We start from the raw sequence: 26,860 nt of genomic DNA on the forward strand, positions 1-26,860 counted from the left end.
CCATGCACGAATTCCCGGGCAGGCGATGTTTTATTGAGACATTTCCGCCCAGCAACCAACCCGCCAGCCTCGATGCAGATAGCGCTTTTCCAGCCCGACATCCCTCAGAACACCGGCACGATTCTCAGGCTCTGCGCCTGCCTGGGATTGGCCGCCCATATCATCGAACCGGCAGGGTTCCCGGTCTCCGACCGCGCGTTCCGCCGGGCGGGAATGGATTACCTCGACCATGTCAGCATCGTCAGGCATGACTCTTGGCTGAAATTCGAGGAGTGGCGCACAGGCCATGGCTACCGCCTGCTGCTGTTCACTACCAAGGCCGCCACCGACTATCGCGATTTCCGTTACCAGACGTCGGACATCCTGCTATTCGGGCGCGAGAGCGCCGGCGTCACCGACGCGGTGGTCGAGGCCGCGGATGCGCGGCTGGTGATCCCGATCAAGGCCGGGCTGCGGTCGCTCAATGTCGCCATGTCGGCGGCGATGGCCGCGGGCGAGGCGCTGCGGCAGACCCGGAACCCGCACGTTTGACAGGTTCAAGGCTGACAGGTTGAGGAGAGACCATTGAGTTACGCGGTCAAGGAGATCTTCCTGACCCTGCAAGGCGAAGGCGCCCATGCCGGGCGCGCCTCCGTGTTCTGCCGCTTTGCCGGCTGCAACCTCTGGAGCGGGCGCGAGGCCGACCGCCTCGAGGCCACCTGCAAGTTCTGCGACACGGATTTCGTCGGAACCGACGGCACCCTCGGCGGCCGCTACGGCTCCGCCGCGGAGCTCGCCGATACCATCGCCGCGCAGTGGACGGCCTCGGACGCCAACCGCTACGTGGTGCTCACCGGCGGCGAGCCGCTGCTCCAGGTCGACACTGCGCTGATCGAGGCGCTCCATGCCCGCGGCTTCGAGATCGGCGTCGAGACCAACGGCACCATGGCAGCTCCCGAGGGGCTCGACTGGATCTGTGTCAGCCCCAAGGGCGGCAGCGAGCTGGTGCTGCGTCAGGGCCACGAGCTGAAGCTGGTGTATCCACAGGCCCTCGCCGCGCCCGAGACGTTCGAAAACCTCGCCTTCGAGCGCTTCTCGCTGCAGCCGATGGACGGCCCCGGGGTGATCGAGAATACCGCGCGCGCGATCGACTATTGTCTGCGCCATCCGCAATGGCGGCTCAGCGTGCAGACGCATAAATCGCTCGGCATCAGATAGGACGCGACCCTCGAATGCAGATGGACATGTCGATGATCGAAGACCGCAAGGCCCGCGCCCGCACCTGGTTCGAGGCCTTGCGCGACGACATCTGCGCGAGCTTCGAGAAGCTCGAGGACGACGCCCCGCAGAGTCTCTATCCCGGCGAGGCCGGCCGCTTCAAGCGCACGCCCTGGCAGCGCACCGATCATACCGGCGCGCCCGGCGGCGGCGGGGTGATGTCAATGATGCACGGCCGGCTGTTCGAGAAGGTCGGCGTGCATTGCTCGACGGTGCACGGCGAGTTCGCGCCCGAATTTCGGGCTCAGATTCCCGGTGCCGCGGACGATCCGAAATTCTGGGCCTCCGGCATCTCGCTGATCGCGCATATGCGCAATCCGAACGTACCCGCCGTGCACATGAACACGCGCTTCGTCGTCACCACGAAAGCCTGGTTCGGCGGCGGCGCCGATCTGACGCCGGTGCTCGACCGACGGCGCACGCAGGAGGATGCCGACAGCATCGCCTTCCACGCCGCGATGAAGGAGGCCTGCACCGGTCCGAACGGCGTTGCCGACTACGACAAGTACAAGAAGTGGTGCGACGAGTATTTCTACCTGCCGCACCGGAAAGAGGCGCGCGGCATCGGCGGCATCTTCTACGACTGGCACGACAGTGGCGACTGGGAGGCCGATCTCGCCTTCACCAAGGACGTCGGCCGCGCCTTCCTGAAGATCTATCCCGAGATCGTCAGGCGCAATTTCGCCAGCCCCTGGACCGCGGCCGACCGCGAGGAGCAGTTGATCCGGCGCGGGCGCTACGTCGAGTTCAACCTGCTCTATGATCGCGGCACCATCTTCGGGCTCAAGACCGGCGGCAATGTCGATTCGATCCTGTCGTCGATGCCGCCCGAGGTGAAATGGCCGTGACGACGATGAAGCCTGCCCCGAAGCCCCTCCCCCGCGCCATGCTGATCGACATGGACGACACCATCCTGTCGGCCTATGGCCGGCCCGAGATCGCCTGGAACACGATTGCGAAGGAATTCGCCGACGAGCTTGCGCCGCTGCCGCCCGAGCTGGTCGCAACCACGGTCCTCGCTTTCGCGCGAAACTTCTGGGCGAACGCGGAAGCTGCATGGCGGATGAGGCTTGCCGAGGCGCGGCACCTCACGGTCAAGGGCGGCTTTGCCGCGCTCGCCGCCGCCGGCCATCGCGCCCTGCCGGACGATCTCGCCATCCGCCTCGCCGACCGCTTCACCGCCTATCGCGAGGAGGAGATGTTCGTCTTCCCAGGCGCGCATGAAGCGATCGACCAGTTGAAGGCACTCGGCATCAAGCTGGCGCTGGTCACCAACGGCGCCGCCGACATGCAGCGCGCCAAGGTCGAGCGCTTCGAGCTGGCGCATCGCTTCCACCACATCCAGATCGAAGGCGAGCACGGTTTCGGCAAGCCCGAGGAGCGCGCCTATCTGCATGCGATGGAGGCGCTCGGCGTCACGCCTGCGGACACCTGGATGATCGGCGACAATCTGGAATGGGAAGTCGTGACGCCCCAGCGCCTCGGCATCTACTCGATCTGGATCGACGTGCATGGCGAGGGCCTGCCGGAAGGCTCGACGATCAAGCCCGACCGCATCATCCGCTCGCTGACCGAGCTGGTGCCGGGCCGGTCCTGAGCAGGGTCCAAAACAAAAAACGCGAAAACAACCCCATGCACAGTAGACGGCCCCAGCAGAATCAAGGGCTTGCTGATTTTACGAAACGGGCTTTGATCCGTCGGGCAAAACGGGGGTATGATGTCATCGTCGAAAGCCGCGATGGACGGATTTTTGCCTGAGCCATAGCCAGCCGCTCACGGCTCGGCCTGCGCGATTTCCGGCAGCCCGCCTGCCTCACTTGACGTGAAATGCTTCACAAGCCGCAATCCGGGATTGCGGTAGCCTTTCCGCCATGGGGCGTGGTGAGTTGGAGGCGACAATGGAGCACGACCTTCCGAAGCAAGCAGCGCGCACACAGCCGACGGCCGACGCCCCGGGCGTATGGCAAAGGATTCAATTCTGGGACAGCCGCCTGTCGGTCACCAAGGGCCTGACGGCCGTCACCCTTTTGACCGGGCTGGTCGGCGGATACTTCCAGTACATGAGCTCCTACGACCAGAAGATGGGTGACCAGGCCAAGTCCGACATGGACATGGCGACGCGAACCTTCCTCGAGATTTCGGACGCTTTCGCCGAGGTGCAGACGCAGCAGGAGACCATGCTGCCCGAACAGTTCGGTTCGCTGAAGGCGCAGGCCGGTCCAGCCTTCATCCCGGTAGACACGAAGGCGTTCGAGACGTTCCCGGATTATTGGAAGGCACGCACCGCCCTGCGGCGCAACGGCGCCATCTTCGCACGCAAGGCGGAGATCTACATCGATTGGCCGAGCGATCTCGGACGCGACGCGGCCTCGGAGCGCACCCTCGACCAGGATCCCCTGACGGCGACGCTGCTCACCAAGTACAATTTCGATTGCGACGCCGAAGCCAATCTCCCGCAGTTCAAGGGAGCCGTCTACAACGGCGGCGAGGCGAAGCGCCCAAGCGAGGAACTCTGCAACGACCCGACGGCCAATGGGCTGAAATCCTATGTCGAACTCTGTGCGCGGCGCGCCGACGGCGCGATCGATCCGTTGCAGAAGGTCGTGACCATCAACTGGTGGAGCGCCAAGCACCACGTCCTGGTGATGCACCATTGCTTCGAGGTGCTCCGGGGCGAGTTGAACCCGCTGCAGGCCCAGGTGATGGTTGGCGATGACCGCAAGCCCGACAGCATGAAGCCGCGGGACAGCACCGAGCACAGGTTGCAGCTTCAGGCCCGCCGGCTCGACGCGTTCATGACGCTGACCATGTCACAGCTGGACCGGATCAGGGTGCGTTACCGGCCGACCGGGTTCGTCTGCCATGTTCCGCTCGTTCGTGGCGCCGTCGGCTACTTCAGCAACCAATGCCTGCCGAACCAGCCGATCATGAGCGAGCGCACCTAGAACGGCACGCAAGTCCGCACCGTCGTCCCTACTTCCTGATGCCCGCTTTGGCAGGCCCGGGATCAGGACAGCGGGTGCGGCATCGAGCGTCACAAATTATTCCACCTGCTGACGTAACGACCGCTCGACCTTGCACGTAGATGACCCTGCGGATGCTTTCAGCACCCGCGGAAGATTCAAGCAAGGCGCAAGGGAGGGCACGGTATCGTGAGGGAAGCATTGAGCATCCGGAGAGCTCAGGCGAGCGATTATGCCACCGTCCGTAGCCTCGCGGAGACATTGGCGGCCCATATCGAAGAGCCGCCGCCACCCCTGACGCTCGACCGCTATGTCGCCTTCTATGTCCGCGAGCACGCGCCGATGCACCTCTTTGTCGCGCTGCTCGAAGATCGCGTCGTGGGCATGATCGCCTGGATCCTGACCCACGAGCTCTACAGCGCTCAGGCAGGCCTCTACATCAGCGACATCGCAGTGCATGCCGACGCGCGCAGGAAAGGCGTCGGCAAGGCCTTGATGATGAAGGCGAAGGAGTGGGCCTCCGGCCAAGGTGTCACGAAACTCGGCTGGGATGTCTGGAAGCACAACGCGTCGGCCATGCAATTCTACCAACGCCTGGGCGCGGCCCCCGACACCGAGGCGGTGCCGCATCTTCTGCTGCTGACGAACAGCTAGCTGCGGCATGCTGGCGGCGGAGCCCGACGCGGCCGGCGGCGTGATCGGGATGTCATGACCGCTTGCTAGGTTCCTCCGGGTCGATCATTCGAGAGGAGCACTCCATGGAATTGAAAGCCGGCGACGTCGTGATGTTGAAATCGGGCGGCCAGCCGCTGACGGTTGCGGAAGTCAAGCAGGACGAGGCGCTCTGCCTCTGGATGGGTATGGAAGGCGACCTGTTCCGCGAGACGCTGCCGCTTGCCGTGCTTGTGCAAGTGGAAGAGGAAGAGGAAGAGGATGAAGACGAGGACGACGACGACGATGACGAAGAGTAGGCACGGCTAAAGCGCCTGCGCACGAGCCTTGCTCGAGCATGATCGTCCGACTTATCGTACATCATCAGGTGCCCCCGAAGGTCGAGTATGCTCTGACGGAGTGGAGCCAGGCTCCATTCCCTGCGATCGACGCGCTGCTCACCTGGGCAAGCAGTGCTCCGGTCGCCGCGGAGCCCGTGGGTGCAAACAAGGCGGAGTAGGCCGGAAGCACCTACCCGAGGAGCTGCCTCGCCGCCGCCGAGATCATCACCAGCCCGCCCGTGATCACCGCGACATCCAGGATCGCGGTGTGGATGTGCACCGGCATCCGCTCGACGAAAGCCTTTGCGAGGAAGGCGCCGGGGATCGCGATCCCTCCGATCAGCAGCGCGAAGGCAAGCACCTGCGCCGTGACGGCACCGGCGAGCCCGAACACCGAGATCTTGATGAGGCCGGTGCCGAGCGAGATCATGGCGTCGGTCGCGATCACGGCGGCGCCCTCGAGGCCCGCGGCCATCAACAGCGAGAGCAGGATGACGCCGGAGCCGGAGGTGCCGCCGACCAGCACGCCGTAGCCGACGGACCCGGCGGCAAGGCCGCCATCGCCGATCCGCACGCTTCGGCGGCGGAGCACGCGGCGCAACGGCACGCTCAGGATCAGCATGGTGCCGATCACGAGGGCGGCGCCGGCATTGGTCAGCCGCGTGTAGCCGTAGGCGCCGAGTGCGGTCGTCAGCGCGGCACAGGCGAGCACGATCAGCGCGCGGCGGCGGTCGGCGTAGCGCAGGTAGGCAACCGCGCGGCTGCAATTGGTGAAGATGGCCGAGATCGCGATGATCGGCACCACCGGCTCGGCGCCGACCAGCGGCACCAGCACCAGCGGCATCAGCGCGCCGGTGCCGTAGCCGGCGAGACCACCGATGATCGAAGCAAACAACGCCATCAACGCGACCAGCAGAAGCTGAAAGATCGAGATGTCGGCGAAGGCTGAGACGATGGTCACGTTCTCTCGTCGCGGCTGATGCGGGCCGCAGCTTGATCGGCGATGGAAGCGAGCGCGGCTTCCTCTAAGGGAAAATTCGCCGCAAGCCAAGCGTCCTCGGGCGATGTCAACACATGTTGAGCGGTTGGTGATCACTGGCGGACCAGCGCCTGCGATCACCTCTTTGCTTCGGGACGACGGGGAGACCGCAAGGAGCCGGGTCCTGATTCAATCAGAACCGGCTCTAGAAGTGATAATTGATACCGACGCGCGCGGTGTTGAAGGTGGCGTGGCCGGCATTGGCGCTGATCGAGGCCGGCGTTTCGCCGGGAATGAAGACCGCCAGAGCCGTTTCGGTGATCTTCTTCCCAACAAGGCTTACGTAGAGATATTCGGCCTTGAGGGTGACGCGCTCTCCGAGAGCGTATTCAAATCCACCGCCCAGCGTCCAACCCGCAGTTACGCCGCGCGACATTCCGGAAAAGCAGGTGGCCCCGCTCGCGCAGGTGAAGCCGGTGTTGTCGGGCAGTCCATTGCCTGTGAAACCAACTGTGCTGTTGTTGATGTAACGTCCGCTGCGCGTGACCTGACCGTAGGCCAGACCACCGGTGACATAGGTCAACAGCGTGCTGGTCGGCAGGTAGCCGAGGCGAGCTCGCACAGTGCCGAACCAGTCGATACGCTCGTCAAAGGGTGCCGAGTATGGACCTGGAATCGGCACGGGGGGCATGACACCGGAACTGATGCCTGAGCCTTTGATACCGGACCAGTTGAAATCGGCCTCGAGGCCGACGAGCCAGCCCTTGTCGAGCTGTCGGTTGTAGCCGAACTGCAATCCGCCGAGCGCACCCGAGGTCTTGAACGACGCGGGTGGCGGGATGCCGTCAAAAAGAGACCAGAGACGGGTGGCGTCGTCGTTCGGGGCAAAACTCAGGTCGCGATCGGCCCAGCCATAGCCGACGTTCACACCGGCGTAAAATCCCGTCCAGTCATAGACCGGGACGGGCTTTGCCTTCACCGTCAGGTCGGCAGCCGATGCCGGCGACAGCATCATGGCTGAGACGGCAAGTCCGGCCGCGATCAATTTTCTCATGTTTGGCATTCCCAGAAAGTTCCTCGTCCGGAATCACTACCGGGTGGCGCCCACGTCGTCTTGTCCGCGAAGGCGCTGGGGTTGATCGAAACGGTAAGGCACCGGGATCGCTGGCGAATGTGGTTTCGGCGCAACGCTCGACAGCAGCAGACTTGACCTATCCGGCACAGAACTTGGCCTGGAATGCACGGCGGTCCGCTTTTGCATCACGTCGGTGGACTGGCGGTGGATGCCATTCGCGCAGCCTCATGATAGCAATGGGAACCGGCACGCGAGGATTTTGGACGGATATGCCGAAGATTGAATTTTCGTCGGACCAGCTTCCATCCCACCTGAACGACAAGGCCCGATTCCGCCTCTGGCACGACATATGGATGGAGCAACTCGGCAAGGCGGAGATGAAGCACGCCGACGATAAGCCATTCTATACCGCGTCGAAGAATGTCCTTCTTGGCGAACTGAGCGTCAGCCGGTTTGCCACGACGACCGAGCATTACGTGCGCACGCGCAAGCACGTGGCCAATGATCGCGACGACATTCTTGTCGGCTTCTATCGCAGCCCCCAGCCGCAATTTTGGACGGTGGGAAACCAAGGGTTTGAGCTGAAACAGGGAAGCGTGGTCGCCTTCAACGTCGCCCAACCGGTCTCGAGCTTCACAAACGGACTTACGGCCTGGAATCTGGCGTCCATACCTCGTGCGCATATTCTGAAGCTCGTTCCGCATGCCGATCGTCGTCCGGCGATGTTGCTCGACCCCGCCAATCGGGCGGTTAGACATCTCGATCGCACCGTCGATTTTCTCCTTGATGCCGATGAAGTCTGCGAGGACCAGGAGTTGACACGTCACGCGCAGGCCATGCTCGGGGATTTGATCGCGCTGGCGCTCGGCGCGGGTGGTGAGGTCGGGGAGGTCGCCGCGGAACGCGGCTTGCGCGCGGCGCGGCAGCGCGAGCTGATCGCGATCATCGAGAAGCGCTTCGCCGAGCCGTCTCTGTCGATCACGACCATCGCGGCCGCCCTCAACCTGTCCCGTCGCTATGTGAGCGACCTACTGCTTGAAAGCGGCTCGACATTCTCCGAGCGTGTCCTTGAACTGCGGTTGCAGAAGGCACGGGCGATGCTGTCTGACGTTCGCTACGATGGCACCAAGGTCAGTGACATCGCCTTCGTCTGCGGCTTCAATGAAGTGACTTACTTCAATCGCCGCTTCCGCGCCCAGTTCGGCTGCTCACCGACGCAATATCGCATGGGAACGAACCAAGCCGGTACATGATTGGCGAACGGCGGGAGCTGAAGTATCGAGATGCCGGCGAAGCCTGAGGCGGTGGTCACGATTTTCCGTCGCGGCTGACGCGTGCCGCAGCTTGGTCGGCGATGGCAGCGAGCGCGGCTTCCTCCAGTGGAAAATCCGCCGCAAGCCAAGCGTCCTCGGCGAGCGTCAACACGTGTCCGAGCGCGGGCCCTTCGGCGAGGCCGCGCGCGATGAAGTCGGCGGCCTTCAGCGGAAATTTCGGCGCAATCCAGCGCTGCGGCAGCTCGGCAAGCGCACGCCAGTGCGTTGAAGTGACATCGCCGCCGCTCCTCGCCCAGCCAAGCAACACGCGATCGTGATAGCGCTCAGGCCCGAGCCGGTAGAGCAGCCGCCGCGCATTGGCCTCGTCCTTGGCGGCGAGGCGCCACCAGCGGTGGCCCATCGAATCCAGCGCCTTGGTCTCGGCATTTGAGAGCCGCAGGCGCGCGGCGACGCGCTTGGCATCTTCAGTTACGGCGACGGTCAGCGCGGCGAGGCGCCGCGTGCTGCTCGCGGTGAGGCCGAGCTCGCGCTCGATCGCGATCATCGTCGTCAGCGGCCCGGTGTAGACGACGCCGCCGACCAGCGCCTGCAGCAAGCCGCCCTCGGCCATGGCCAGCGCGGCCGCGGATGCGCCCGATGTCACCAGCAGCTTCAGCATCTCCATCCGCACCCGCTCGGCCGACAAGCTGGCAAGGCCGGCGCGTCCGCGGATGCAGGCGAGAGTGCCGTCGCGGTCGGGATCGCCGGCGCCGAAGGCGGCGTGGATGCGGAAGAAGCGCAGGATGCGCAGATAATCCTCGGCGATGCGCTGGTCGGGATCGCCGATGAAGCGCACGCGGCGCGCTTTCGCATCGGCAATACCGCCGACATGATCGTAGACGACGCCGCGCGCGTCGACCGACAGGCCGTTCATGGTGAAGTCGCGCCGCTCGGCATCCTTCACCCAGTCGCGGCCGAACGCGACCTTGGCCTTGCGGCCGAAGGTTTCGGTGTCCTCGCGCAGCGTCGTGACCTCATAGGGATGGCTGTCGATGACCAGCGTGACGGTGCCGTGATCGATGCCGGTCGGCACGCTCTTGATGCCGGCGGCCTTGGCGCGCCGGATCACCTCCTCGGGCCGCGCCGTGGTTGCGATGTCGATGTCGCCGGGTTTGAGACCGAGCAGCGCGTTGCGCACGGCGCCGCCGACCACCCGCGCCTCCTCGCCGCCGGCATTGAGCAGCGCCAGGACGCGCGCGGTCCCGCCTGCGGTCAGCCAGGGGGCATCGGCAAGAATCGGCGCAAGTATCGGCTCCGCGCTCATCGTGCTGTCCCTATTTCTCCACGCCCGGCACCAGCCTGCCGTTCTCGATATGGGCGGGAACGTAGGTCGAATCCGGGGCGGCGCCGGAGAAATGCGCAAAGCCGATCAGCCCCGCGATGACAAGCACGAGCGCAGCCAGGACAAGGCGCGCGACGATGGTGACTGGCCAGGACGAACGTGCGAACAGGCCGGACCGCGTGGCGGCCAGGAACAGCGCATAGACGGCAAAGGGAATGAGGAAGATTCCGATCTCGGTCAGAACCGGCCGGATCATGATGAATAGATCCGCTCATACAGCACACGCAGCATTCCGGCCGTCGCGCCCCAGATGTAACGTTCCGCAAACGGCATGGCGTAGTAGAACCGCTCCATGCCGCGGAATTCCTTGCTGTGCACCTGATGGTTCACCGGGTTCATCAGGAAGGATAGCGGCACCTCGAAGGCGTCATCAACCTCGGATTGGTTGATGGTGAGCGAAAAGCCCGGCCGCACCCGCGCGACCGTCGGCAGGATGCGGAAGCCGAACGCGGTGCCGTAGAGATCGAGATAACCGATCGGCTCGACGAAATCCCTGGAGAGCCCGACCTCCTCCTCGGCCTCGCGCAGCGCCGCGTCGAGCGGCGAGGAATCGGTCGCGTCGATCTTGCCGCCGGGAAAGGCGATTTGGCCGGCATGGTCGTTCAGATGCGCCGAACGCTGCGTCAGCAAAATCGTGGGCTCGGGATGGTCGACCACGGCGATCAGGACAGCCGCCGGGCGCACCGGCTGCTCGCGCGCGACGATCTCGAGCATCTTGTCGGTGCCGGGATCGCCCGAGGCGGGAATGATGTTGGGATCGTAGAGGCCGGCCGGCACGTCGAAGCCGAGCTTCGCCTTCGAGCGGGCGAAGAAATCCGCCGCGCCGAGCGCAACCGGATCACTCTTCAGGATAGGCTTGTTCAAAGCGCGGCCCTCACCTGCTCCGCATCGGCCATGGCGAAGAATTCGCCTGACGATTCGACGCCGAACATCGGCTGGCCATCGACCATCCGCTCCTCGCCCATGTCAACCAGATCGTAATAGAGCGCCCGTGTGACCTTGGCCCAGAGATCGGCACGGACGTGCAAGTACGGCGTCAGCCCGCCGTCCGCGGCCTGCTCGAAGCGCAGCCGGTGCGCGGCATCGCAGGTCACCCAATCGTCGACATTGGTGCGGAAGCGCAGCACGCGATGCTTCCCCTCGCCGTCCTTCTGCATCTCGACCGCCATGAAGGGCGCGTCATCGACGCGGATGCCGACCTTCTCCACCGGCGTGACCAGGAAATGCTTGTCGCCCTCGCGCTTGAGGATGGTCGAGAACAGCCGCACCAGCGCCGGACGTCCGATTGGCGTCCCCAAGTAGAACCAAGTACCATCGGAGGCGATTCGGATGTCGAGATCGCCGCAAAACGGCGGATTCCACAGATGTACCGGCGGCAGGCCTTTCTTCCCGCCCTCGGCGTTGGCAGCATTCTTGGCAGCGACCGTCAGCCCCTCGAGGCCGCGATCGGCGCTCTGCCCTTGGTTCGCCATGGTTTGCCCTGACTTTGTCCTTGGCACGATTGGTGCAGGTCTACGTTGTAATCGGGTCAACGGTTCCACCCCGGATTAGCCCGGTGTGGAAGTCGCCACTTCGTGATGCCGTACATAACCCGAAGCCGATAAGGTGGGGATAGGTTAATTCAACGAATACATGGCCTTCCTGCAAGTCTAGCATAAGGCCCATGAGCTGAAATGATGACCTGCGCGATGTGGTGACATGACGGCCCAGGCCGCATGGCGGGCTTTAAGGAGCGAACGGATGGCGGAGAGTGTCGAGAAACTCGAGGACGGGATCGTCCGTTCGGCCGAGCAGGTGTCGAGCCAGGTTCGCGCTGCGAAGGATGCGATCGCGTCCATCATCTTCGGCCAGGATCGGGTGATCGAGAATACGCTGGTCACCATCCTCTCCGGCGGACATGCGCTGCTGATCGGCGTGCCCGGCCTTGCCAAGACCAAGCTGGTCGAGACGCTCGGCGTCACGCTCGGCCTCGATGCCAAGCGCATCCAGTTCACGCCGGATCTGATGCCGTCGGACATTCTCGGCGCCGAGGTGCTGGACGAGAGCACCGCGGGCAAGCGCGCCTTCCGCTTCATTTCGGGTCCGGTGTTCGCCCAGCTGCTGATGGCCGACGAGATCAACCGCGCCTCACCGCGCACGCAATCGGCTCTGCTGCAGGCGATGCAGGAGCAGCACATCACCGTCGCCGGCGCGCGCCACGATCTGCCAAAGCCCTTCCACGTGCTGGCCACGCAAAACCCGCTGGAGCAGGAAGGCACCTACCCGCTGCCCGAAGCGCAGCTCGACCGCTTCCTGATGGAAATCGACGTCGACTATCCCGATCGCGACGCCGAACGCCGTATCCTGTTCGAGACCACCGGCGCGGAGGAGACGCTCGCCAAGGGCGCGATGACGGCGGACGCGCTGATCACCGCGCAGCGGCTGATCCGCCGCCTGCCGGTCGGCGATTCCGTGGTCGAAGCCATCCTGTCGCTGGTGCGCTCGGCCCGCCCGGGTCCGGACGCCGGCGAAGCCGGCAAGTTCATCGCCTGGGGCCCCGGCCCGCGCGCCAGCCAATCCCTCATGCTGGCGGTGCGCGCGCGTGCGCTGATCGACGGGCGCCTCGCGCCCTCGATCGACGACGTGCTCGACCTCGCAGAGCCCGTGCTGAAGCACCGCATGGCGCTGACGTTCCAGGCCCGCGCCGAGGGGCGCACGATTCCGGACGTGATCAAGCAGCTCAAGACACGGATCGGTTGATGGCCGCAGAGACCGGGCACACGGCGAAGGAGATCATCGCGATCCGACGTGCCGATGGCGAAAGCCGTACGCTCGCAGCCTCCTTGCCGCGCCTGGTGCTCGAGGCCCGCCGCATCGCCGCCAACGTCATCCACGGCCTGCATGGACGGCGCCGCGCCGGCTCCGGCGAGAATTTCTGGCAATACCGCCGCTTCGTTTCCGGTGAGCCGGCGCAGAACGTCGACTGGCGCCGTTCGGCGCGCGACGACCATCTCTATGTCCGCGAGCTCGAATGGGAAGCCTCGCACACGGTCTGGATCTGGCCGGACCGCTCGCCCTCGATGGCATTCGCCTCGAAGACCGCGCGTGAGTCCAAGCTGGAACGCACGCTGATCGTCGCCTTTGCGCTGGCCGAGCTGCTGGTCTCCGGTGGCGAACGCGTCGGGATTCCCGGGTTGATGGCGCCGACGGCGAGCCGCAGCGTCATCGACAAGATGGCGCAGGCGATGCTGCATGACGATGCCGACCGATTGAGCCTGCCGCCGTCCTTCGTGCCTTCCGCGCTCGCCGAGATCATCGTGCTGTCGGATTTCTGGTCGCCGATCTCCGAGATCAGGACGACGCTCGCGGGACTCTCCGGCTCCGGCGCGCACGGCACGCTGGTGCAGGTCGTCGATCCCGCCGAAGAATCGTTCCCCTATTCCGGCCGCGTCGAGTTCGTCGAGCCCGAGGGCTTCGGCGTGATCACCGCCGGCCGCGCCGAGAGCTGGGCGCAGGATTACACCGCGCGGCTCGCACTGCACCGCGACCAGATCCGCGCCGAGACGAGCAAGCTCGACTGGCTGTTCACCATGCACGCCACCGACCGCTCCGCGGCGGAGCTTCTACTGTTCCTGCATGCCGGCATGCAGGTGAGCAAGTCGGGCGCCCGCACCACCACGATCAAGGCGGGGCCGGCCGCATGATGGGATTGCCGCTCGCCTTCACCGAACCGCTGCTCCTGATCGGCCTCGTCAGCCTGCCGGTGCTGTGGTGGCTGCTCCGCGTGATGCCACCGCGGCCGCGCCGCATCGAGTTTCCGCCGACGCGCCTGTTGTTCGACATCGCCCCGCGCGAGGAGACGCCGTCGCGAACGCCGTGGTGGCTGACCGCGCTCCGCCTGCTCGCCGCAGCGCTCGTCATCTTCGCCGCCGCCGGCCCGATCTGGAATCCGCAAGTCGGCGCAGCCGGCAGCAAGGCGCCGCTCATGATCATGCTCGACGACGGCTGGAGCGCAGCCTCGCACTGGGACGTCAGGATCAGGGCCGCCGACGAGCTGATCGCCAATGCGGACAACGACCGCCGCGCCATCGCGCTGGTGCCGCTGTCCGAGCCGAACCGCGACATCACGCTGATGCCGGCGGGTGCGGCCCGCGTCGCGCTGCGCCAGCTCGCGCCAAAGCCCTATTCGATCGACCGCGTCGAGACGCTGGCTGCGGTCGACCGTTTCCTCAAAGCGACCGGCGATTGCGAGATTGCCTGGCTGTCCGACGGCGTCGATACCGGCCGCGGCGAGGACTTCGTGGCCGGCCTCGGCAAGACCATCGGCGAGCGCAGCCTGACCATCTTCGAAGGCGGCACCTCCGCGCCGCTGGCGCTGGTTGCGGCCGAGAACGCCGCCGCCAGGATGACGGTGAAGGTGCTGCGCACCGACAGCGGCATCGCGGTCGGCACCGTGCGCGCGCTGGACCAGAAGGCCTCGCCGATCGGCGAGGCGCGCTTCTCGTTCGGCCCGCAGGACAAGGAGACCGACGCCGCGTTCGATCTGCCGGTCGAGCTGCGCAACGACATCACCCGGCTCGAAATCTCGGGCGAGCGCTCCGCCGGCGCGGTGCAGCTGCTCGACAAGCGCTGGCGCCGCCGCGCCATCGGCATCGTCTCGGGCTCGACCAGCGAGACCGCGCAGCCGCTGCTGGCGCCGACCTTCTATCTCACCCGCGCGCTGGCGCCGTTCGCCGACGTCAGGCTCGCCGACAAGGGCTCGCCGCAGCAGGGCATCACGCAATTCCTCGATCAGAAGCTGCCGATGATCATCCTCGCCGATGTCGGCACCATCGCGCCGGAGCTGCGCGAGCGCCTCAATGCCTGGATCGACCAGGGCGGCGTGCTGGTGCGGTTCGCTGGGCCCCGCCTGGCGCAGGCCGAGGACGACCTCGTGCCGGTCAAGCTGCGCAAGGGCGGCCGCACGCTCGGCGGCAGCCTGACCTGGGAGAAGCCGCAGCATCTGGCTTCCTTCGCCGGCGATGGCCCGTTCGCCGGCGTCGCGGTCCCCAAGGACGTCACCGTGAGCCGCCAAGTGCTGGCCGAGCCCGACGCGGTGCTCGCCACCAAGAGCTGGGCCTCGCTGGAAGACGGCACGCCGCTGGTCACCGGCGAGCATCGCGGCAAGGGGCTGGTCAGCCTGTTCCATGTCAGCGCCGACATGCGCTGGTCTGACCTGCCGATGTCGGGCACCTTCGTCGAGATGCTGCGGCGGGTGGTCGACATGTCCGGCTACACGTCCAAGCCCGGCGCAGGCGTCGCCGGCGAAGCGACCATTGAAACGGTGGCGCCGCTGCACATCCTCGACGGCTTTGGTGCGTTCGGCCCGCCGCCGGTGACTGCAAAGCCCCTGCCCGCGGACTACCGCGACCGCGCCACATCAGATCATCCGCCGGGCTTCTATGGGCCGGCCGAAGGACCGCTCGCCGTGAACACGCTTGCTGCCGCCGACCGCATCGCGGCCCTCAACACCGCGAGCCTGCGCGCCCGGCACGCCACCTACACCAATGCCGAGCCGCGGGATCTGCGCGGCTGGCTGCTGTCGACGGCGCTCGCGCTGTTCCTGATCGACGCCATCATCGTCGCGGTGCTCGGCGGCGGACTAGCCGCGCTGCTGCGCCGCCGCGCCGCGCCCGCCATGATCGTCCTTGGCCTCGTGTTCGCGGGCCTCGTCTCGCTCTCGCCGACGCCGTCACGCGCCGACAGCGCCGCGGACGATTTCGCGATGAGAGCGACGGCGCAGACCCGCCTCGCCTATGTCGTGACAGGCAATGCCGACGTCGATTCCATCGTCAAGGCCGGCATGTCCGGACTGACGCTGTTCTTGGTGCAGCGCACCGCGCTCGAGGCCGGCGACCCCGTCGGGATCGATCCCGCGCGCGACGAGCTCGCCTTCTTCCCGCTGATCTACTGGCCGATCGTGCCGGGCGCGCCCAAGCCGCCGCAGGACGCCATCAACAAGATCGACGCCTACATGAAGCAGGGCGGCACCGTGCTGTTCGACACCCGCGACGCGATCGAAGCGCCGCCCGGCGCCAACGGCGCTGCGCAGACCCCGGGCATGCAGACGCTGCGCGAGATCCTGTCCTCGCTCGACGTGCCCGAGCTCGAGCCGGTGCCGCGCGAGCACGTGCTGACCAAGACCTTCTATCTGCTCCGCGACTTCCCCGGCCGCTTCGTCACCGGACAGACCTGGGTCGAGACCCTGCCGCGCGAAGACGAGGACGAGGACAACGCGCAGCGGCCGGCGCGCGGCGGCGACGGCGTCTCGCCGATCATCATCACCTCGAACGATCTTGCCGGCGCCTGGGCCGTACGGCCCGACGGCCAGGCCATGCTGCCGGTGACCGGCGGCGACACCCGCCAGCGCGAATTCGCCTACCGCGCCGGCGCCAACATCGTGATGTACACGCTGACCGGCAACTACAAGGCCGACCAGGTGCACGCACCGGCCCTGATCGAACGGCTGGGACAATAGGATTGAGATGAACTACGGCATCGCATTCACGCCGCTTGTCCCCACGATCGTGCTGTGGATCGCGCTCGCCGCGATCGTCGTCATTGCGATCGTGCTGCTGGTGGCACGTGCGCGCGGCGCCGCCGTGCGCGTGGCCGCGCTGGCGCTCTTCCTGCTCGCGCTCGCCAACCCCTCCTTCACCCGCGAGGACCGCGAGCCCCTCACCTCGGTCGCAGCCATCGTCGTCGACAAGAGCCCGAGCCAGAATTTCGGCAGCCGCAACCGCGAGGCCGCGCAGGCGCAGGAAGCGCTGGTCGACAATCTGAAGAAGATCAAGGGGCTCGAGGTGCGTGTCGTCGATGCCGGGCAGGCCGACGGCGAGACCGACGGCACAAAACTGTTCGGCGCGCTCGCCTCGGCATTGTCGGACGTGCCGGTCGACCGCGTCGCCGGCGCCTTCCTGATCACCGACGGCCGGGTCCACGACATTCCGGCGAACGCCGCCGCGCTCGGCTTCCAGGCGCCGGTGCATGCGCTGATCACCGGCCAAAAGGACGAGCGCGATCGGCGCATCGCGATCACGGCCGCGCCGCGCTTCGGCATCGTCGGCCAGACCCAGACCATCTCCTACCGCCTCGACGACCAGGGTGTGACGGGCGAGCGCGCCAAGGTCACGATCCGCAGGGACGGCGAGGTCATCAACGAGCGCACGCTCTCGAGCGGCCAGAGCGCGAGCGTCGACGTCGACATCAAGCACGCCGGCCCGAACATCGTCGAGATCGAGGCCTCGCCGCTGGAGAGAGAGCTGACGCCGGTGAACAACCGCGCCGTCGTCGCCATCGACGGCGTGCGCGACAAGCTGCGCGTGCTGCTGGTCTCGGGCGAGCCGCATTCCGGCGAGCGCACCTGGCGCAACCTGCTGAAGTCCGACGCCAGCGTCGATCTCGTGCATTTCACCATTCTGCGTCCGCCGGAAAAGCAGGACGGCACGCCGATCAACGAATTGTCGCTGATCGCGTTTCCGACCCGCGAATTGTTCCAGCAGAAGATCAACGAATTCCAGCTGATCATCTTCGACCGCTATGCCCGCCAGGGCGTGCTGCCGATCGCCTATTTCGACAACATCGCGCGCTATGTGCGCTCGGGCGGTGCCGTGCTGGTCTCGGCCGGCCCCGACTACGCCTCCAACACCAGCATCTGGCGCACGCCCCTGGATTCGGTGCTGCCGGCCGAGCCGGTCGGCGTGACCGAGAAGCCGTTCTATGCGCATCTGTCGGACATCGGCAAACGCCATCCCGTCACGCGCGCCCTGGAGGGCTCGGCCTCCGAGCCGCCGCGCTGGAGCCGGTTCTTCCGCACCGTCGACACCCGCAATTCCGTCAACCCGCCGGTGATGACGGGGGCGGACGGCAAGCCGCTTCTGTTCCTGTCGCGCTTCGGCGAGGGCCGCGTCGCGCTTCTGCTCTCCGACCACATCTGGCTGTGGGCGCGCGGCTATGAGGGCGGCGGGCCGCATCTCGACCTGCTCAGGCGGATGTCGCACTGGCTGATGAAGCAGCCCGACCTCGACGAGGAGGCGCTGCGTCTCCAGGTGCAAGGCAAGGATCTCGTCGTGGTGCGCCAGACCATGGCGGACAGCGTCCAGCCGGTGAGCGTGACCTCGCCGTCCGGCGTGTCGCGCGATTTGACGCTGAGCCCCGGCGAGCCCGGCGAATGGCGCGCCAACCTGCCGGCGAGCGAGCTCGGGCTGTGGCAAGCCACCGACGGCACGCTGAAGGCGCTGATCAATGTCGGCCCGACCAATCCGAAGGAGTTTTCGGAGGTCACCTCCACGGTCGAGACCTTGAAACCGCTGACGCAGGCAACCGGCGGCAGCGCCGTGCGCGTGGCGAACAGTGCCAGCGTCGAGCTGCCGCGCATCCTGCCGGTGCGTTCGGCCAGCGTCTTCGCCGGCGACGGCTGGATGGGCGTGCGGATGCGCGATGCCAGCGTCGTCAAGGGCGTCGGCGTGCTGCCGATCTTTGCCGGCCTGATCGGCCTTCTGCTGCTGCTCGGGGCGTTTGCCGCGACGTGGGTGCGCGAAGGGCGGTGAGCTCTTAGGGCGCAACGAGATGAGACTCGCCTAGCGCTGCGACGGCGGTGCGTTCCCTTCCCCCTTGTGGGGGAGGGCTAGGGAGAGGGGTGGCCCAGGAAAAGCTGCCGATTGTTAGCGATACATCGCGTGCAGGTGCGCGACGGAAAGAGTCCCCGTGTGGGCCCCCCTCCCTGCCCCTCCCCCACAAGGGGGGAGGGAACGGAGAGAGCACCGATGTAGCCCGCACTCGGCGGTTCGACTTCAGCTCATTAAGCTTGAGTTGCCCGGACGACACATCGCGCGGCCACCCGCGCGAGATCGCCTGACCGCCGTTGACATAAGCCGGCCGTTCCTGCGATGTTACATTATAACATCGCAGAATGCCGAGGGGATCGGTGCCTCGCGATGTGGGGTGGCGTTTCCAGATGAAGTGGTTCCGGTCGAATATCAGGCACGGCGCCCGGCTCGCGATCTTCGCGATGCTGGTGCAGTTCGCGCTGACGTTCGGCCACAGCCATTGGTTCGCGCAGGCTGCTCCGCTGGCCCAAGCCACGCTGCAGCAGACCGACGGCGCCAAGAACGGCGTCAGGAGCGTTGCTGCGGTCGAGCGCGCCGCGGTCCAGAAGCAATCGCCCGCGAGCCCCGACCGCGAGCAGCCGGGCGAGGACAATTGCGCGATCTGCGCATTGGTCGCGATGGCGGGCACGATCCTGTTCGCGACGCCGCCTCTGCTGCAGCTGCCGCAGGCGATCGACCTGCTCTACCGCACCACCGATGCCGAATTCATCCATCTGAAATCGGCCGGCACGGCGTTCCAGCCGCGCGCGCCTCCCGCGTCCTGACCTCCAACGCTTGATCACACCCAGCCTCGCCGCTTTCAGGCGATGGCCTGGGATCCGTTGAAGTCGAATTCCGTCGTACCGCGACGGCAGGCCGCCTCCGATCAGCAAGCATCTTCCGGACGGCGCCTGACTGGAATCAGGACCATGTCATTTCAATTGCGACGCGCGCAGCGTCTTGGCGGAGCAAGCCTGCTCCTGCTCGGCGCCGCCGCTTCCCCCGCGTTCGCGCAAGCACCTGCGCAAGACAAATCGTCGACGGAGATCCCGGCCGTCACCGTGACGGCGCCGAGCCCGATCGTGCGCAGAGCGGTGGTGCCGTCCCGTAACGCAGGCCGCGGCACGCGGACCGCACGGACGCGCAACCGCGAGCAGACCGCGGACACAACGCCGGCAAGCTCCGCGCCCGCCGCACCCCAGCAGGGCGTGCTGCCCGTGGTGACCAACCAGTTCGCGACGGTCACCGTGGTGCCGAACGAGGAGATCCGCCGCGAGGGCGGCGGCCAGCTCGGCGATCTCCTGTTCTCCAAGCCCGGCATCACCGGATCGAGCTTCGCACCCGGCGCCTCCAGCCGACCGATCATCCGGGGTCTCGACGTCAATCGCGTCGGCATCGTCGAGAACGGCACCAATTCCGGCGGCGCATCCGACCTTGGCGAGGATCATTTCGTCCCGATCGATCCGCTCGCGACCAACCAGGTCGAGGTGGTGCGCGGGCCGGCGGCGCTGCGCTACGGCTCGACCTCGATCGGCGGTGTCGTCAGCGCCACCAACAACCGGATTCCGGACGCGCTGCCGTCCTGCGCACCGTCGTTCCAGGCTTACGGCCTGCCGACCAAGGCGCCGCTCGCAGGCGCAGCGACATCGCCTTGCGTCACCGCCGAGACGCGCACCGCGTTCTCGTCGGTCGATCGCGGCGTCGAAAGCGGCGTGCTGCTCGACACCGGCGGCGGCAATTTTGCCTTCCACGCCGACGCCTACGGCCGCACGACCTCCGACTATTCCATCCCCGGCTATCCCTATCTGAACGACCAGTCGCGCTCCGTAAACGGGCGCCAGCCCAACTCGGCGACGCGCTCGGACGGCGCCTCGATCGGCGGCTCCTATTTCTTCCAGGGCGGGTATATCGGCGCGTCGATCACGCAGAACGACTCGCTCTACCACATCCCCGGCATCGACGGCGCCGACCACAACACGCGGATCGACGGCCACCAGACCAAGATCAACGTCAAGGGCGAGTACCGCCCCGACGCGCTCGCGATCGACACGATCCGCTTCTGGGCCGGCGCGACCGACTACCGGCACAACGAGATCGGCCTTGCCGATCCCGCCAATCTCAACAGCGACGGTATCCGCCAGACCTTCACCAACAAGGAGCAGGAAATCCGCACCGAGGTGCAGCTGATGCCGTTCAACGCGCGCTTCGCCGAAGTGACGACGGCGCTGGGCTTCCAGGTCGGGCATCAGGAATTGAGCGCGCCGAGCCCTGACAATCCCGGCACGCTGTTCAACGGGTTGTGGGACCCGAACAACAGCAACCGCGTTGCGGGCTACGCCTTCAACGAGTTCAAGTTCACGGAAGCGACGCGAGCGCAGATCGCAGGCCGCATCGAGCATGTCGAGCTGCACGGCACGACGCCAAACTTCCCGACCGATTATTTGCCCGACGGCACGCCGCAGGCGGGCATCGCGCGTAATCCGTCGTTCACGCCGAAGAGCGGCAGCATCGGCCTGTTGCAGGACCTGCCGGGCGGCATGGTCGGCAGCATCACCGCGCAATATGTCGAGCGCGCGCCGAAGGCGGCCGAGCTGTTTTCCCGCGGCGGCCACGATGCGACTGCGACCTTCGACATCGGCAATCCAAACCTCACCATCGAGACCGCCAAATCGGTCGAGCTCGGCGTGCGCAGGGCGAGGGGGCCGTTCCGCTTCGAGGCGACCGTCTACTACACGCATTTCGACAATTTCATCTACCGCCGCCTCACCGGCGTGTCCTGCGACGACGACTTCGCATCCTGCGGCAATCCGGGTGCCGAGCTGAACCAGGCAGTGTATTCGCAGCGCAATGCCAATTTCCGCGGCGGCGAATTCCAGTCGCAGCTCGACGTCGCCGCCTTCCAGGGCGGCATCTGGGGCATCGAGAACCAGTTCGACATGGTCCGCGCCACCTTCAGCGACGGCACCAACGTGCCGCGGATTCCGCCGATGCGGATGGGCGGCGGCGTGTTCTGGCGCGACGACAACTGGCTGATGCGCGTCAACCTGCTGCACGCCTTCGCGCAGAACAACGTCGCCGTGATCGCGGAGACGCCGACGGCGGGCTATAATCTGCTGAAGGCCGAGGTGAGCTACAAGACCAAGCTCGACCGCAACTGGTTCGGCGCGCGCGAGATGATGGCCGGCATCGTCGGCAACAATCTCCTCAACGAGAACATCCGCAACTCCGTGTCCTACACCAAGGACGAGGTGTTGATGCCCGGCATCGGCGTGCGCGCGTTCGCGAACTTCAAGTTCTAGGTCATTGCGAGCGCCGTAGCCCGGATGGAGCGCAGCGACATCCGGGCGCAGCGCCTCAGGAGCAACAGGTTTCCCGGATTGCGCTTCGCTCCATCCGGGCTACGCACTGCCGCGGGTCGGCCTACCCGACTCGCGCCTTGCTCCAGTCGGGGCCCACCGCTCCCGACACACCTTCGAAGGCGCCATCGACGAGCTCGAACACCAGGATGCGCGCCGCGTCCACCGGACCCGGCATGGTGACGCGGCCCTTCGGGACCGGCTTGAAGCCGACCCGGCTGTAATAGGGCTCGTCGCCGACCAGCAGCACGAGGCGGTGGCCTTTCGCCTTCGCGTCCTTCAGCGCGCGCTCCATCAGCAGACGGCCGACACCGCGGCCGCGGAACGGCGGCTCGACCGTGAGCGGCCCGAGCAGTAGCGCCGGCGTCTCGCCGACCAGCACCGGCAATTGCCTGACGGAGCCGACCAGCAGCGTGCCAATGCGGGCGGTGAACGACAATTCGAGCAGATGGTCGACATGCTCGCGGATTCGGTAGGCGCTGAGCACGAAGCGGCCGGGACCGAAGGTACGTTCATGCAGCCGCTCGATCGCCTGAGCATCGCCGGCGGCTTCGGGAAGAATGGTGAGTGAAAGATCAGTCATGTCAATCGCGGGATAGCACCTGAACGCAGCGCGGTCCATTGGGCAGCAAAGCCGCTCAGCTCCTTTTCAACGCCGGTTGGGACAGGTAGGCCAGCATCTTCATCTCCCGCCGTCCTCGCGTCACCGTGTCGAGAACGAGCCCCGACGACACCGAGAGCAGGGCCATGATCATCAGGCCCATCGCCAGCACCGCGGTAGGCAGGCGCGGCACGAGGCCGGTCTCGATGAAGGTGATCAGAACCGGGATCGCAAGGATCACCGCGGCCACCGCCAGCAGGATTCCGATCGCCGTGAAGAAGCGCAGCGGCCGCTCCGAGCGGTAGAGCTTGAGCATGGTGCCGAGGATGCGAAACCCGTCGCGCCAGGTGTTGAGCTTGGAGAACGAGCCTTCCGGGCGCGCGTAATAGGGGGTCTCGATCTCGGCAACGGGCAGGGAGAGTTCCAGCGCATAGACGGCCAGCTCGGTCTCGATCTCGAAGCCGTCGGAGAGAACCGGAAAGGACTTGACGAAGCGGCGCGAGAACACCCGGTAGCCGGACAGTATGTCCTTGAAGGCGTGACCGAAGGTCGACGCCAGAAAGCCGGTCAGCATGCGGTTGCCGGTGCGGTGGCCGAGCCGGTAGGCGGCCTGGACCTGATCGACGCGAAGGCCGACGACCATGTCGAGGTGATCGTCGAGCAGCCTGTCGATCATGCGCGGCGCGCTCGGTGCGTCGTAGGTGGCGTCGCCGTCGACCAGCACATAGACGTCGGCCTCGACGTCGGCGAACATGCGGCGCACGACGTGGCCCTTGCCCTGCCGGCGCTCGCTGCGCACGATCGCACCCGCGTCGCGCGCGAGCGTTGCGGTGCGGTCGCGCGAATTGTTGTCATAGACGTAGATCGTGGCCGACGGCAGCGCCTTGCGGAAATCGGCAACGACGGTCCCGACCGCCGCTTCCTCATTGTAGCAGGGCACCAGCACCGCGATCCGGAGTTGCGTTGAGGTCATCGCGACGACGCCTCGAGGCTTGCCGGCTCGCGCCCGAGCGGCGCGGCCTGCTGCATCAGCCAGGCGAACGAGACGCTCCACAGCGAGAGCATGGCGATCGGCACGATGTAATAGGACGTGAAGATCGGATGACTGAGGAAGAAGACGAGGTTGACGGCGAGATTGCCGGCGACGACGAGGGCCACCTGCCGCACGCTGCCCTCACCCACCCGCAGCAGCCAGGCCGTAGAACCGATCGCCAGCACGATCAGCACGAATTGCATGTCGCGCAGATAATGGCCGAGCACGACAAGATCGAAGGCCGGCGCGACCACGTCGACGCTGCCATAGGTGGTGGCCAGCGGGCTGCCGGCATTGATGGCCTGGGCGATCAATGTCGGCATCATGCCGACGATCACGCCGGCACCGAAGCCGAGGCCCTGCACGAACGTCGCGAGCGAACGCGTCCACAGGAATGGAATGCCGAGGAACAGGAAATAGCCGGCCGCGAGCAGCGTGTTCGGCAGTCTGAAATTGACGGACGCGCCGAGCAGAAGGCCGATCAGCGCAACCAGCAGGACGCTGCGCTTGTCCCTGCTCAGCCACAGCGCCGTCAGGAAGCCCGTGACGGCGCACAAGGCCATGGTCGGCGCGACCGAATAGCTCGCCTTCGCGGGGTTGATCATGAGATAGACCGTGAGCGCGCCGAACAGGCCGGCAACGACGACCGACGGCAGCGTGCGCGCCATGGCGATGCCCGATAGCGCGAGGCCGCAGACGATCAGGCTGGCAGCAACATAGAGCGGCACAACCTGATGGCCTTCCGGAAACAACGCCAAGAGGAATCCGGTGCCCGGCGGATATTGCATCACGATCTTGCCATTCGGCATCGGATTGTGGCACGGCCAGCGCATCTGGTCGCTCCACTCGGCGAACGCGATCTCCTTCAGCTTGCCTTCGAAATAATGATCGTAGTCCAGCGCGACATTGGTGTTGAGCCCGCCGACGCCGAGGCGCTGGAACAGATGCGCCTGCCGGAGATAGCAGATGTCGTCATAGACCCCGCGCGCCTCGCTCCAGCGCGACATCGTGACGATGTTGCTGGCGAGGATCGCAAGGCAGATCAGGCCGAAGGCGAGCTTGGCAATCTTCATCCGGTGGCGCTCTTTCGGGCAGCTTACTAGCACAGGCCGCCCTCAGCGCCACGTCGCAATCGGCGGCTGGCCGTCCAGCACCTCCGCGATCCGCAGCCGCGTACCGGATGTGGTCCCCTCCGGCAGCGCATTGATCGCGAAGAACCCGCATTCGACGATCTCGCGGTTGGGCGCGGGCAGGCGGTCCTGCCTGAACTGCCTGACCACGTAGATGGCGACATGGTCGCGGCGGGAGACGTGGCTGTTGAGGAAGATGCCGTGCAGCTCGGCCGCGCCGGTGAGGTCGATATCGCCCTCCTCCTTGAGCTCGCGCCGCATCGCCTGCTCCATGGTCTCGCCGAAATCGACGCCGCCGCCGGGCAGGTGCCAGCCGCTGACATAGCTGTGCCTGACCAGGAACACCCGATTTTCGGCGTCCAGCACCACGGCGCGGACGCCGAGGGTCATGCCGCGGACGACGAGGAAATAGGCGTGGAAGAATCGCCGCAGCAGCGGCTCGCATTTCCGTCGGATCCGGTTCAGACGTTCTCCCATCAGGCTTCCTCGATGCCCCGGTTCAGGCCCTGCTTGCGCGTTCCCTGCGACCTTGCCATTACAGCAGAGCAATAGCGAGGCAATCGCGCGCCATGACTCCCAACACACTGGCCCCCTTCACGCTCGCCCATCTGTCCGATCCGCATCTCGCGCCCTTGCCGAAGCCGCGGCTGATCGAGCTCGCGGGCAAGCGCGCGCTCGGCTACGTCAACTGGACGCGCAACCGCCACAAGTACCAGCGCCGCGAGGTGCTCGACGCGCTGGTCGCCGACATGAAGGCGCAGGCGCCCGACCACATCGCGGTGACGGGCGATCTCGTCAATTTGGCGCTGGAAGCCGAGTTCGCCCCTGCCCGCGCCTGGCTCGACGATGTCGGACCGCCCGACCGCGTCACCACGATCCCGGGCAATCACGACGCCTATGTCCGCGCCACCTTTCATCGCTTCGGCGAGACCTTTGCGCCCTATCTCACAGGCGACGACGGCCGCATCGGTTTTCCCTCGGTGCGTCGGCGCGGGCCGCTGGCGCTGATCAGCCTGTCGACGGCGGTGCCGACCCTGCCGCTGATGGCGACGGGCGCGCTCGGGCGCGATCAGCTCGCAGCGCTCGAAGCGCTCCTCGAGAGCCTCGCCGCCGAGGACGTCTTCCGCGTGCTGCTGGTGCATCATCCGCTGAAGTCGTCCGCACGGCAGAAACGGATGACGGACGCGCCCGCCCTGCTGGCACTGCTGAAGCGTCATGGAGTCGAGCTGGTCCTGCACGGGCACGACCACATTCATTCGACGATATGGGTCGAAGGTCCGAACGGCAACATTCCCGTGCTCGGGGTGCCCTCGGCTTCCGCGCTCGCGCACGGGCACTATCCGGCGGCGGCGTATAATCTGTTCACGATCGAGAAGGACAATGCCGGCTGGCGCTGCGAGCAGACGGTGCGCGGGCTCGGCGCGGGATTTCAGATCGGGCAGATCAAGCATGCGCGGTTGATTTAGTTCGCCGTCATTCCGAGGCGCGCGGCAGCGCGAGCCCGGAATCCATCTACCCGCAAGCGCGGCGGCTCGATGGATTCCGGGTTCATGCTTCGCATGCCCCGGAATGACAGAGCAAACGATCACCAGCTCCGCAACGCCGCCAGCACCGCGAACCCAAACAGCGCGGCTGCGCCCAGCACGAAGCCGAACACGAACGGCCAGAAGCGCGAACGGGCCGGCTGCTCCGCGGCCGGTGCTTGCGGTTCGGGCGGGATCACCATCGCGCGCTCGCGCTCGACCATGCGGCGCGCGACATAGTCGGTCACGGCTTCGACGATGGCAGCGGTGTCGTGCGATTCGGCGAGCACGATGCGGCCGAACCGGGTGTCCTGAACGAAACGGTACATCCGCTTGTCGCGCCCCATCACGATGTGAGCGACGACGTCGATCCAGAGTCTCGGCGTATCGCCCTGACTGATGCCGCGGTCGAACAAATCGATCCGGTCGGGCACCTGCGCGAACAGGGGATCGAGCGCGTCGTTGAGGATCTCGAGCCGCGCCACCTCGGCGTCGCGGAGATCGACGACGACGCCGGTCCGGTCGGCGGCCTCGATCCGCGCGCGCAGCAGTGCATCGCGCAGCCGCACCGGGCGCGGCTGGCCGGGATGGGTCCCGCTGGTCTCGGGCTCTGACATAGGCGGCCTCGTCCTCGACTTATCCGCATTAACCTATCAGCAACCACACCCTCCGCAAAGACCCACAATTCCA

25 protein-coding genes and 3 pseudogenes are annotated in these 26,860 nt (G+C 66.2%); 16 read left to right on the forward strand and 12 right to left on the reverse strand.

From position 1 onward, the window contains the following. Window positions 1-72 precede the first annotated feature (72 nt). The 8 genes and pseudogenes from UNPF46_RS23570 to UNPF46_RS23605 form a co-directional block, all read left to right on the forward strand. Window positions 73-531 (forward strand): tRNA (cytidine(34)-2'-O)-methyltransferase, encoded by a 459-nt coding sequence (locus UNPF46_RS23570; RefSeq protein WP_100176310.1) that lies wholly within the window; start codon window positions 73-75, stop codon window positions 529-531. A gap of 33 nt (window positions 532-564) precedes the next feature. After that, window positions 565-1,197 (forward strand): 7-carboxy-7-deazaguanine synthase, encoded by a 633-nt coding sequence (queE, locus tag UNPF46_RS23575; RefSeq protein WP_142251605.1) that lies wholly within the window; start codon window positions 565-567, stop codon window positions 1,195-1,197. A 110-nt stretch (window positions 1,198-1,307) separates the two neighbouring features. Beyond that, window positions 1,308-2,105: pseudogene (gene hemF / locus UNPF46_RS23580) on the forward strand (oxygen-dependent coproporphyrinogen oxidase); the annotation flags it as partial. After that, window positions 2,096-2,854 (forward strand): HAD family hydrolase, encoded by a 759-nt coding sequence (locus UNPF46_RS23585; protein WP_142251606.1) that lies wholly within the window; start codon window positions 2,096-2,098, stop codon window positions 2,852-2,854. The pseudogene hemF and the gene UNPF46_RS23585, both read left to right, overlap by 10 nt. 301 nt (window positions 2,855-3,155) lie before the next feature. After that, complete coding sequence (locus UNPF46_RS23590) at window positions 3,156-4,202, forward strand: hypothetical protein (RefSeq protein WP_142251607.1); 1,047 nt, start codon at window positions 3,156-3,158, stop codon at window positions 4,200-4,202. 219 nt (window positions 4,203-4,421) lie between these two features. Continuing rightward, window positions 4,422-4,874: a GNAT family N-acetyltransferase gene (locus UNPF46_RS23595; RefSeq protein ID WP_181770078.1), complete on the forward strand. Its 453-nt coding sequence runs from the start codon at window positions 4,422-4,424 to the stop codon at window positions 4,872-4,874. A 104-nt stretch (window positions 4,875-4,978) separates the two neighbouring features. Continuing rightward, window positions 4,979-5,191: a YodC family protein gene (locus UNPF46_RS23600; protein WP_142251609.1), complete on the forward strand. Its 213-nt coding sequence runs from the start codon at window positions 4,979-4,981 to the stop codon at window positions 5,189-5,191. Between the two features lie 41 nt (window positions 5,192-5,232). Continuing rightward, window positions 5,233-5,391 (forward strand): annotated as a pseudogene (locus tag UNPF46_RS23605) (winged helix-turn-helix transcriptional regulator); the annotation flags it as partial. Between the two features lie 11 nt (window positions 5,392-5,402). Here the strand turns inward: UNPF46_RS23605 and UNPF46_RS23610 are convergent. The 3 genes and pseudogenes from UNPF46_RS23610 to UNPF46_RS23615 form a co-directional block, all read right to left on the reverse strand. Then, entirely contained in the window at window positions 5,403-6,173 is a 771-nt protein-coding gene (locus UNPF46_RS23610; RefSeq protein WP_100176321.1) for a sulfite exporter TauE/SafE family protein, read from the reverse strand. Next, window positions 6,170-6,301 (reverse strand): annotated as a pseudogene (locus UNPF46_RS38750) (CCA tRNA nucleotidyltransferase); the annotation flags it as partial. The gene UNPF46_RS23610 and the pseudogene UNPF46_RS38750, both read right to left, overlap by 4 nt. Window positions 6,302-6,396: 95 nt before the next feature. After that, window positions 6,397-7,245, reverse strand: coding sequence for an outer membrane protein (locus tag UNPF46_RS23615; protein ID WP_181770079.1), 849 nt, complete (start codon window positions 7,243-7,245; stop codon window positions 6,397-6,399). 290 nt (window positions 7,246-7,535) lie between these two features. On the opposite strand from UNPF46_RS23615, the gene UNPF46_RS23620 reads away from it, so the two are divergent. Then, on the forward strand, window positions 7,536-8,519 hold the full coding sequence (locus tag UNPF46_RS23620; protein ID WP_181770080.1) for an AraC family transcriptional regulator: 984 nt from the start codon (window positions 7,536-7,538) through the stop codon (window positions 8,517-8,519). Between the two features lie 55 nt (window positions 8,520-8,574). Here the strand turns inward: UNPF46_RS23620 and UNPF46_RS23625 are convergent, their stop codons facing one another. From UNPF46_RS23625 to UNPF46_RS23640, 4 genes are read right to left on the reverse strand one after another with little or no spacing between them, the layout of a single operon-like run. Further along, on the reverse strand, window positions 8,575-9,843 hold the full coding sequence (locus tag UNPF46_RS23625; protein WP_142251613.1) for a CCA tRNA nucleotidyltransferase: 1,269 nt from the start codon (window positions 9,841-9,843) through the stop codon (window positions 8,575-8,577). Window positions 9,844-9,853: 10 nt separating this feature from the next. Continuing rightward, window positions 9,854-10,117, reverse strand: coding sequence for a DUF6111 family protein (locus UNPF46_RS23630; RefSeq protein WP_097666125.1), 264 nt, complete (start codon window positions 10,115-10,117; stop codon window positions 9,854-9,856). After that, window positions 10,114-10,785, reverse strand: a complete 672-nt coding sequence (locus UNPF46_RS23635) for a CoA pyrophosphatase (protein WP_097666124.1) — start codon at window positions 10,783-10,785, stop codon at window positions 10,114-10,116. Before UNPF46_RS23635 ends, UNPF46_RS23630 begins: the two co-directional genes overlap by 4 nt. After that, entirely contained in the window at window positions 10,782-11,393 is a 612-nt protein-coding gene (locus UNPF46_RS23640) for a DUF1285 domain-containing protein (RefSeq protein WP_142251614.1), read from the reverse strand. Before UNPF46_RS23640 ends, UNPF46_RS23635 begins: the two co-directional genes overlap by 4 nt. Before the next feature lie 268 nt (window positions 11,394-11,661). Between UNPF46_RS23640 and UNPF46_RS23645 the strand changes: the two genes are divergently transcribed. The 6 genes from UNPF46_RS23645 to UNPF46_RS23670 all read left to right on the forward strand — a co-directional run bounded on the left by UNPF46_RS23645 (window position 11,662) and on the right by UNPF46_RS23670 (window position 21,826). Next, a complete protein-coding gene (locus UNPF46_RS23645) occupies window positions 11,662-12,660 on the forward strand; it encodes an AAA family ATPase (protein WP_100176324.1) in 999 nt (332 codons plus the stop codon). Further along, window positions 12,660-13,604, forward strand: coding sequence for a DUF58 domain-containing protein (locus UNPF46_RS23650; protein WP_142251615.1), 945 nt, complete (start codon window positions 12,660-12,662; stop codon window positions 13,602-13,604). Before UNPF46_RS23645 ends, UNPF46_RS23650 begins: the two co-directional genes overlap by 1 nt. After that, window positions 13,601-16,417 carry a DUF4159 domain-containing protein gene (locus UNPF46_RS23655; RefSeq protein ID WP_142251616.1) on the forward strand — a complete coding sequence of 939 codons (2,817 nt, stop codon included), beginning with the start codon at window positions 13,601-13,603 and terminating at the stop codon, window positions 16,415-16,417. The genes UNPF46_RS23650 and UNPF46_RS23655 overlap by 4 nt, the downstream gene beginning before the upstream one ends. A 7-nt stretch (window positions 16,418-16,424) precedes the next feature. Continuing rightward, window positions 16,425-18,488, forward strand: a complete 2,064-nt coding sequence (locus tag UNPF46_RS23660; RefSeq protein WP_100176327.1) for a hypothetical protein — start codon at window positions 16,425-16,427, stop codon at window positions 18,486-18,488. A gap of 407 nt (window positions 18,489-18,895) precedes the next feature. Next, window positions 18,896-19,312, forward strand: a complete 417-nt coding sequence (locus UNPF46_RS23665) for a DUF2946 family protein (RefSeq protein ID WP_100176328.1) — start codon at window positions 18,896-18,898, stop codon at window positions 19,310-19,312. Window positions 19,313-19,456: 144 nt separating this feature from the next. Beyond that, window positions 19,457-21,826: a TonB-dependent receptor gene (locus UNPF46_RS23670; RefSeq protein ID WP_142251617.1), complete on the forward strand. Its 2,370-nt coding sequence runs from the start codon at window positions 19,457-19,459 to the stop codon at window positions 21,824-21,826. Between the two features lie 121 nt (window positions 21,827-21,947). On the opposite strand, the gene UNPF46_RS23675 is transcribed toward UNPF46_RS23670, so the two are convergent. The 4 genes from UNPF46_RS23675 to UNPF46_RS23690 are packed head-to-tail and all read right to left on the reverse strand — an operon-like array spanning window position 21,948 to window position 25,124. Further along, window positions 21,948-22,466, reverse strand: a complete 519-nt coding sequence (locus tag UNPF46_RS23675) for a GNAT family N-acetyltransferase (protein WP_100176330.1) — start codon at window positions 22,464-22,466, stop codon at window positions 21,948-21,950. A gap of 55 nt (window positions 22,467-22,521) precedes the next feature. After that, window positions 22,522-23,457, reverse strand: coding sequence for a glycosyltransferase family 2 protein (locus UNPF46_RS23680; RefSeq protein ID WP_100176331.1), 936 nt, complete (start codon window positions 23,455-23,457; stop codon window positions 22,522-22,524). Next, complete coding sequence (locus UNPF46_RS23685; RefSeq protein WP_142251618.1) at window positions 23,454-24,590, reverse strand: hypothetical protein; 1,137 nt, start codon at window positions 24,588-24,590, stop codon at window positions 23,454-23,456. Before UNPF46_RS23685 ends, UNPF46_RS23680 begins: the two co-directional genes overlap by 4 nt. A 42-nt stretch (window positions 24,591-24,632) precedes the next feature. Further along, window positions 24,633-25,124 (reverse strand): NUDIX domain-containing protein, encoded by a 492-nt coding sequence (locus UNPF46_RS23690; protein ID WP_100176333.1) that lies wholly within the window; start codon window positions 25,122-25,124, stop codon window positions 24,633-24,635. 107 nt (window positions 25,125-25,231) lie between these two features. On the opposite strand from UNPF46_RS23690, the gene UNPF46_RS23695 reads away from it, so the two are divergent. Beyond that, window positions 25,232-26,113 carry a metallophosphoesterase family protein gene (locus UNPF46_RS23695; protein ID WP_142251626.1) on the forward strand — a complete coding sequence of 294 codons (882 nt, stop codon included), beginning with the start codon at window positions 25,232-25,234 and terminating at the stop codon, window positions 26,111-26,113. A 119-nt stretch (window positions 26,114-26,232) separates the two neighbouring features. Here UNPF46_RS23695 and UNPF46_RS23700 read toward each other — a convergent pair whose 3' ends face one another. Beyond that, entirely contained in the window at window positions 26,233-26,787 is a 555-nt protein-coding gene (locus UNPF46_RS23700; protein ID WP_100176334.1) for a hypothetical protein, read from the reverse strand. Window positions 26,788-26,860 lie beyond the last annotated feature (73 nt).

The organism is Bradyrhizobium sp. UNPF46, from assembly GCF_006658625.1.
GTDB classification, from domain to species: domain Bacteria; phylum Pseudomonadota; class Alphaproteobacteria; order Rhizobiales; family Xanthobacteraceae; genus Bradyrhizobium; species Bradyrhizobium nitroreducens.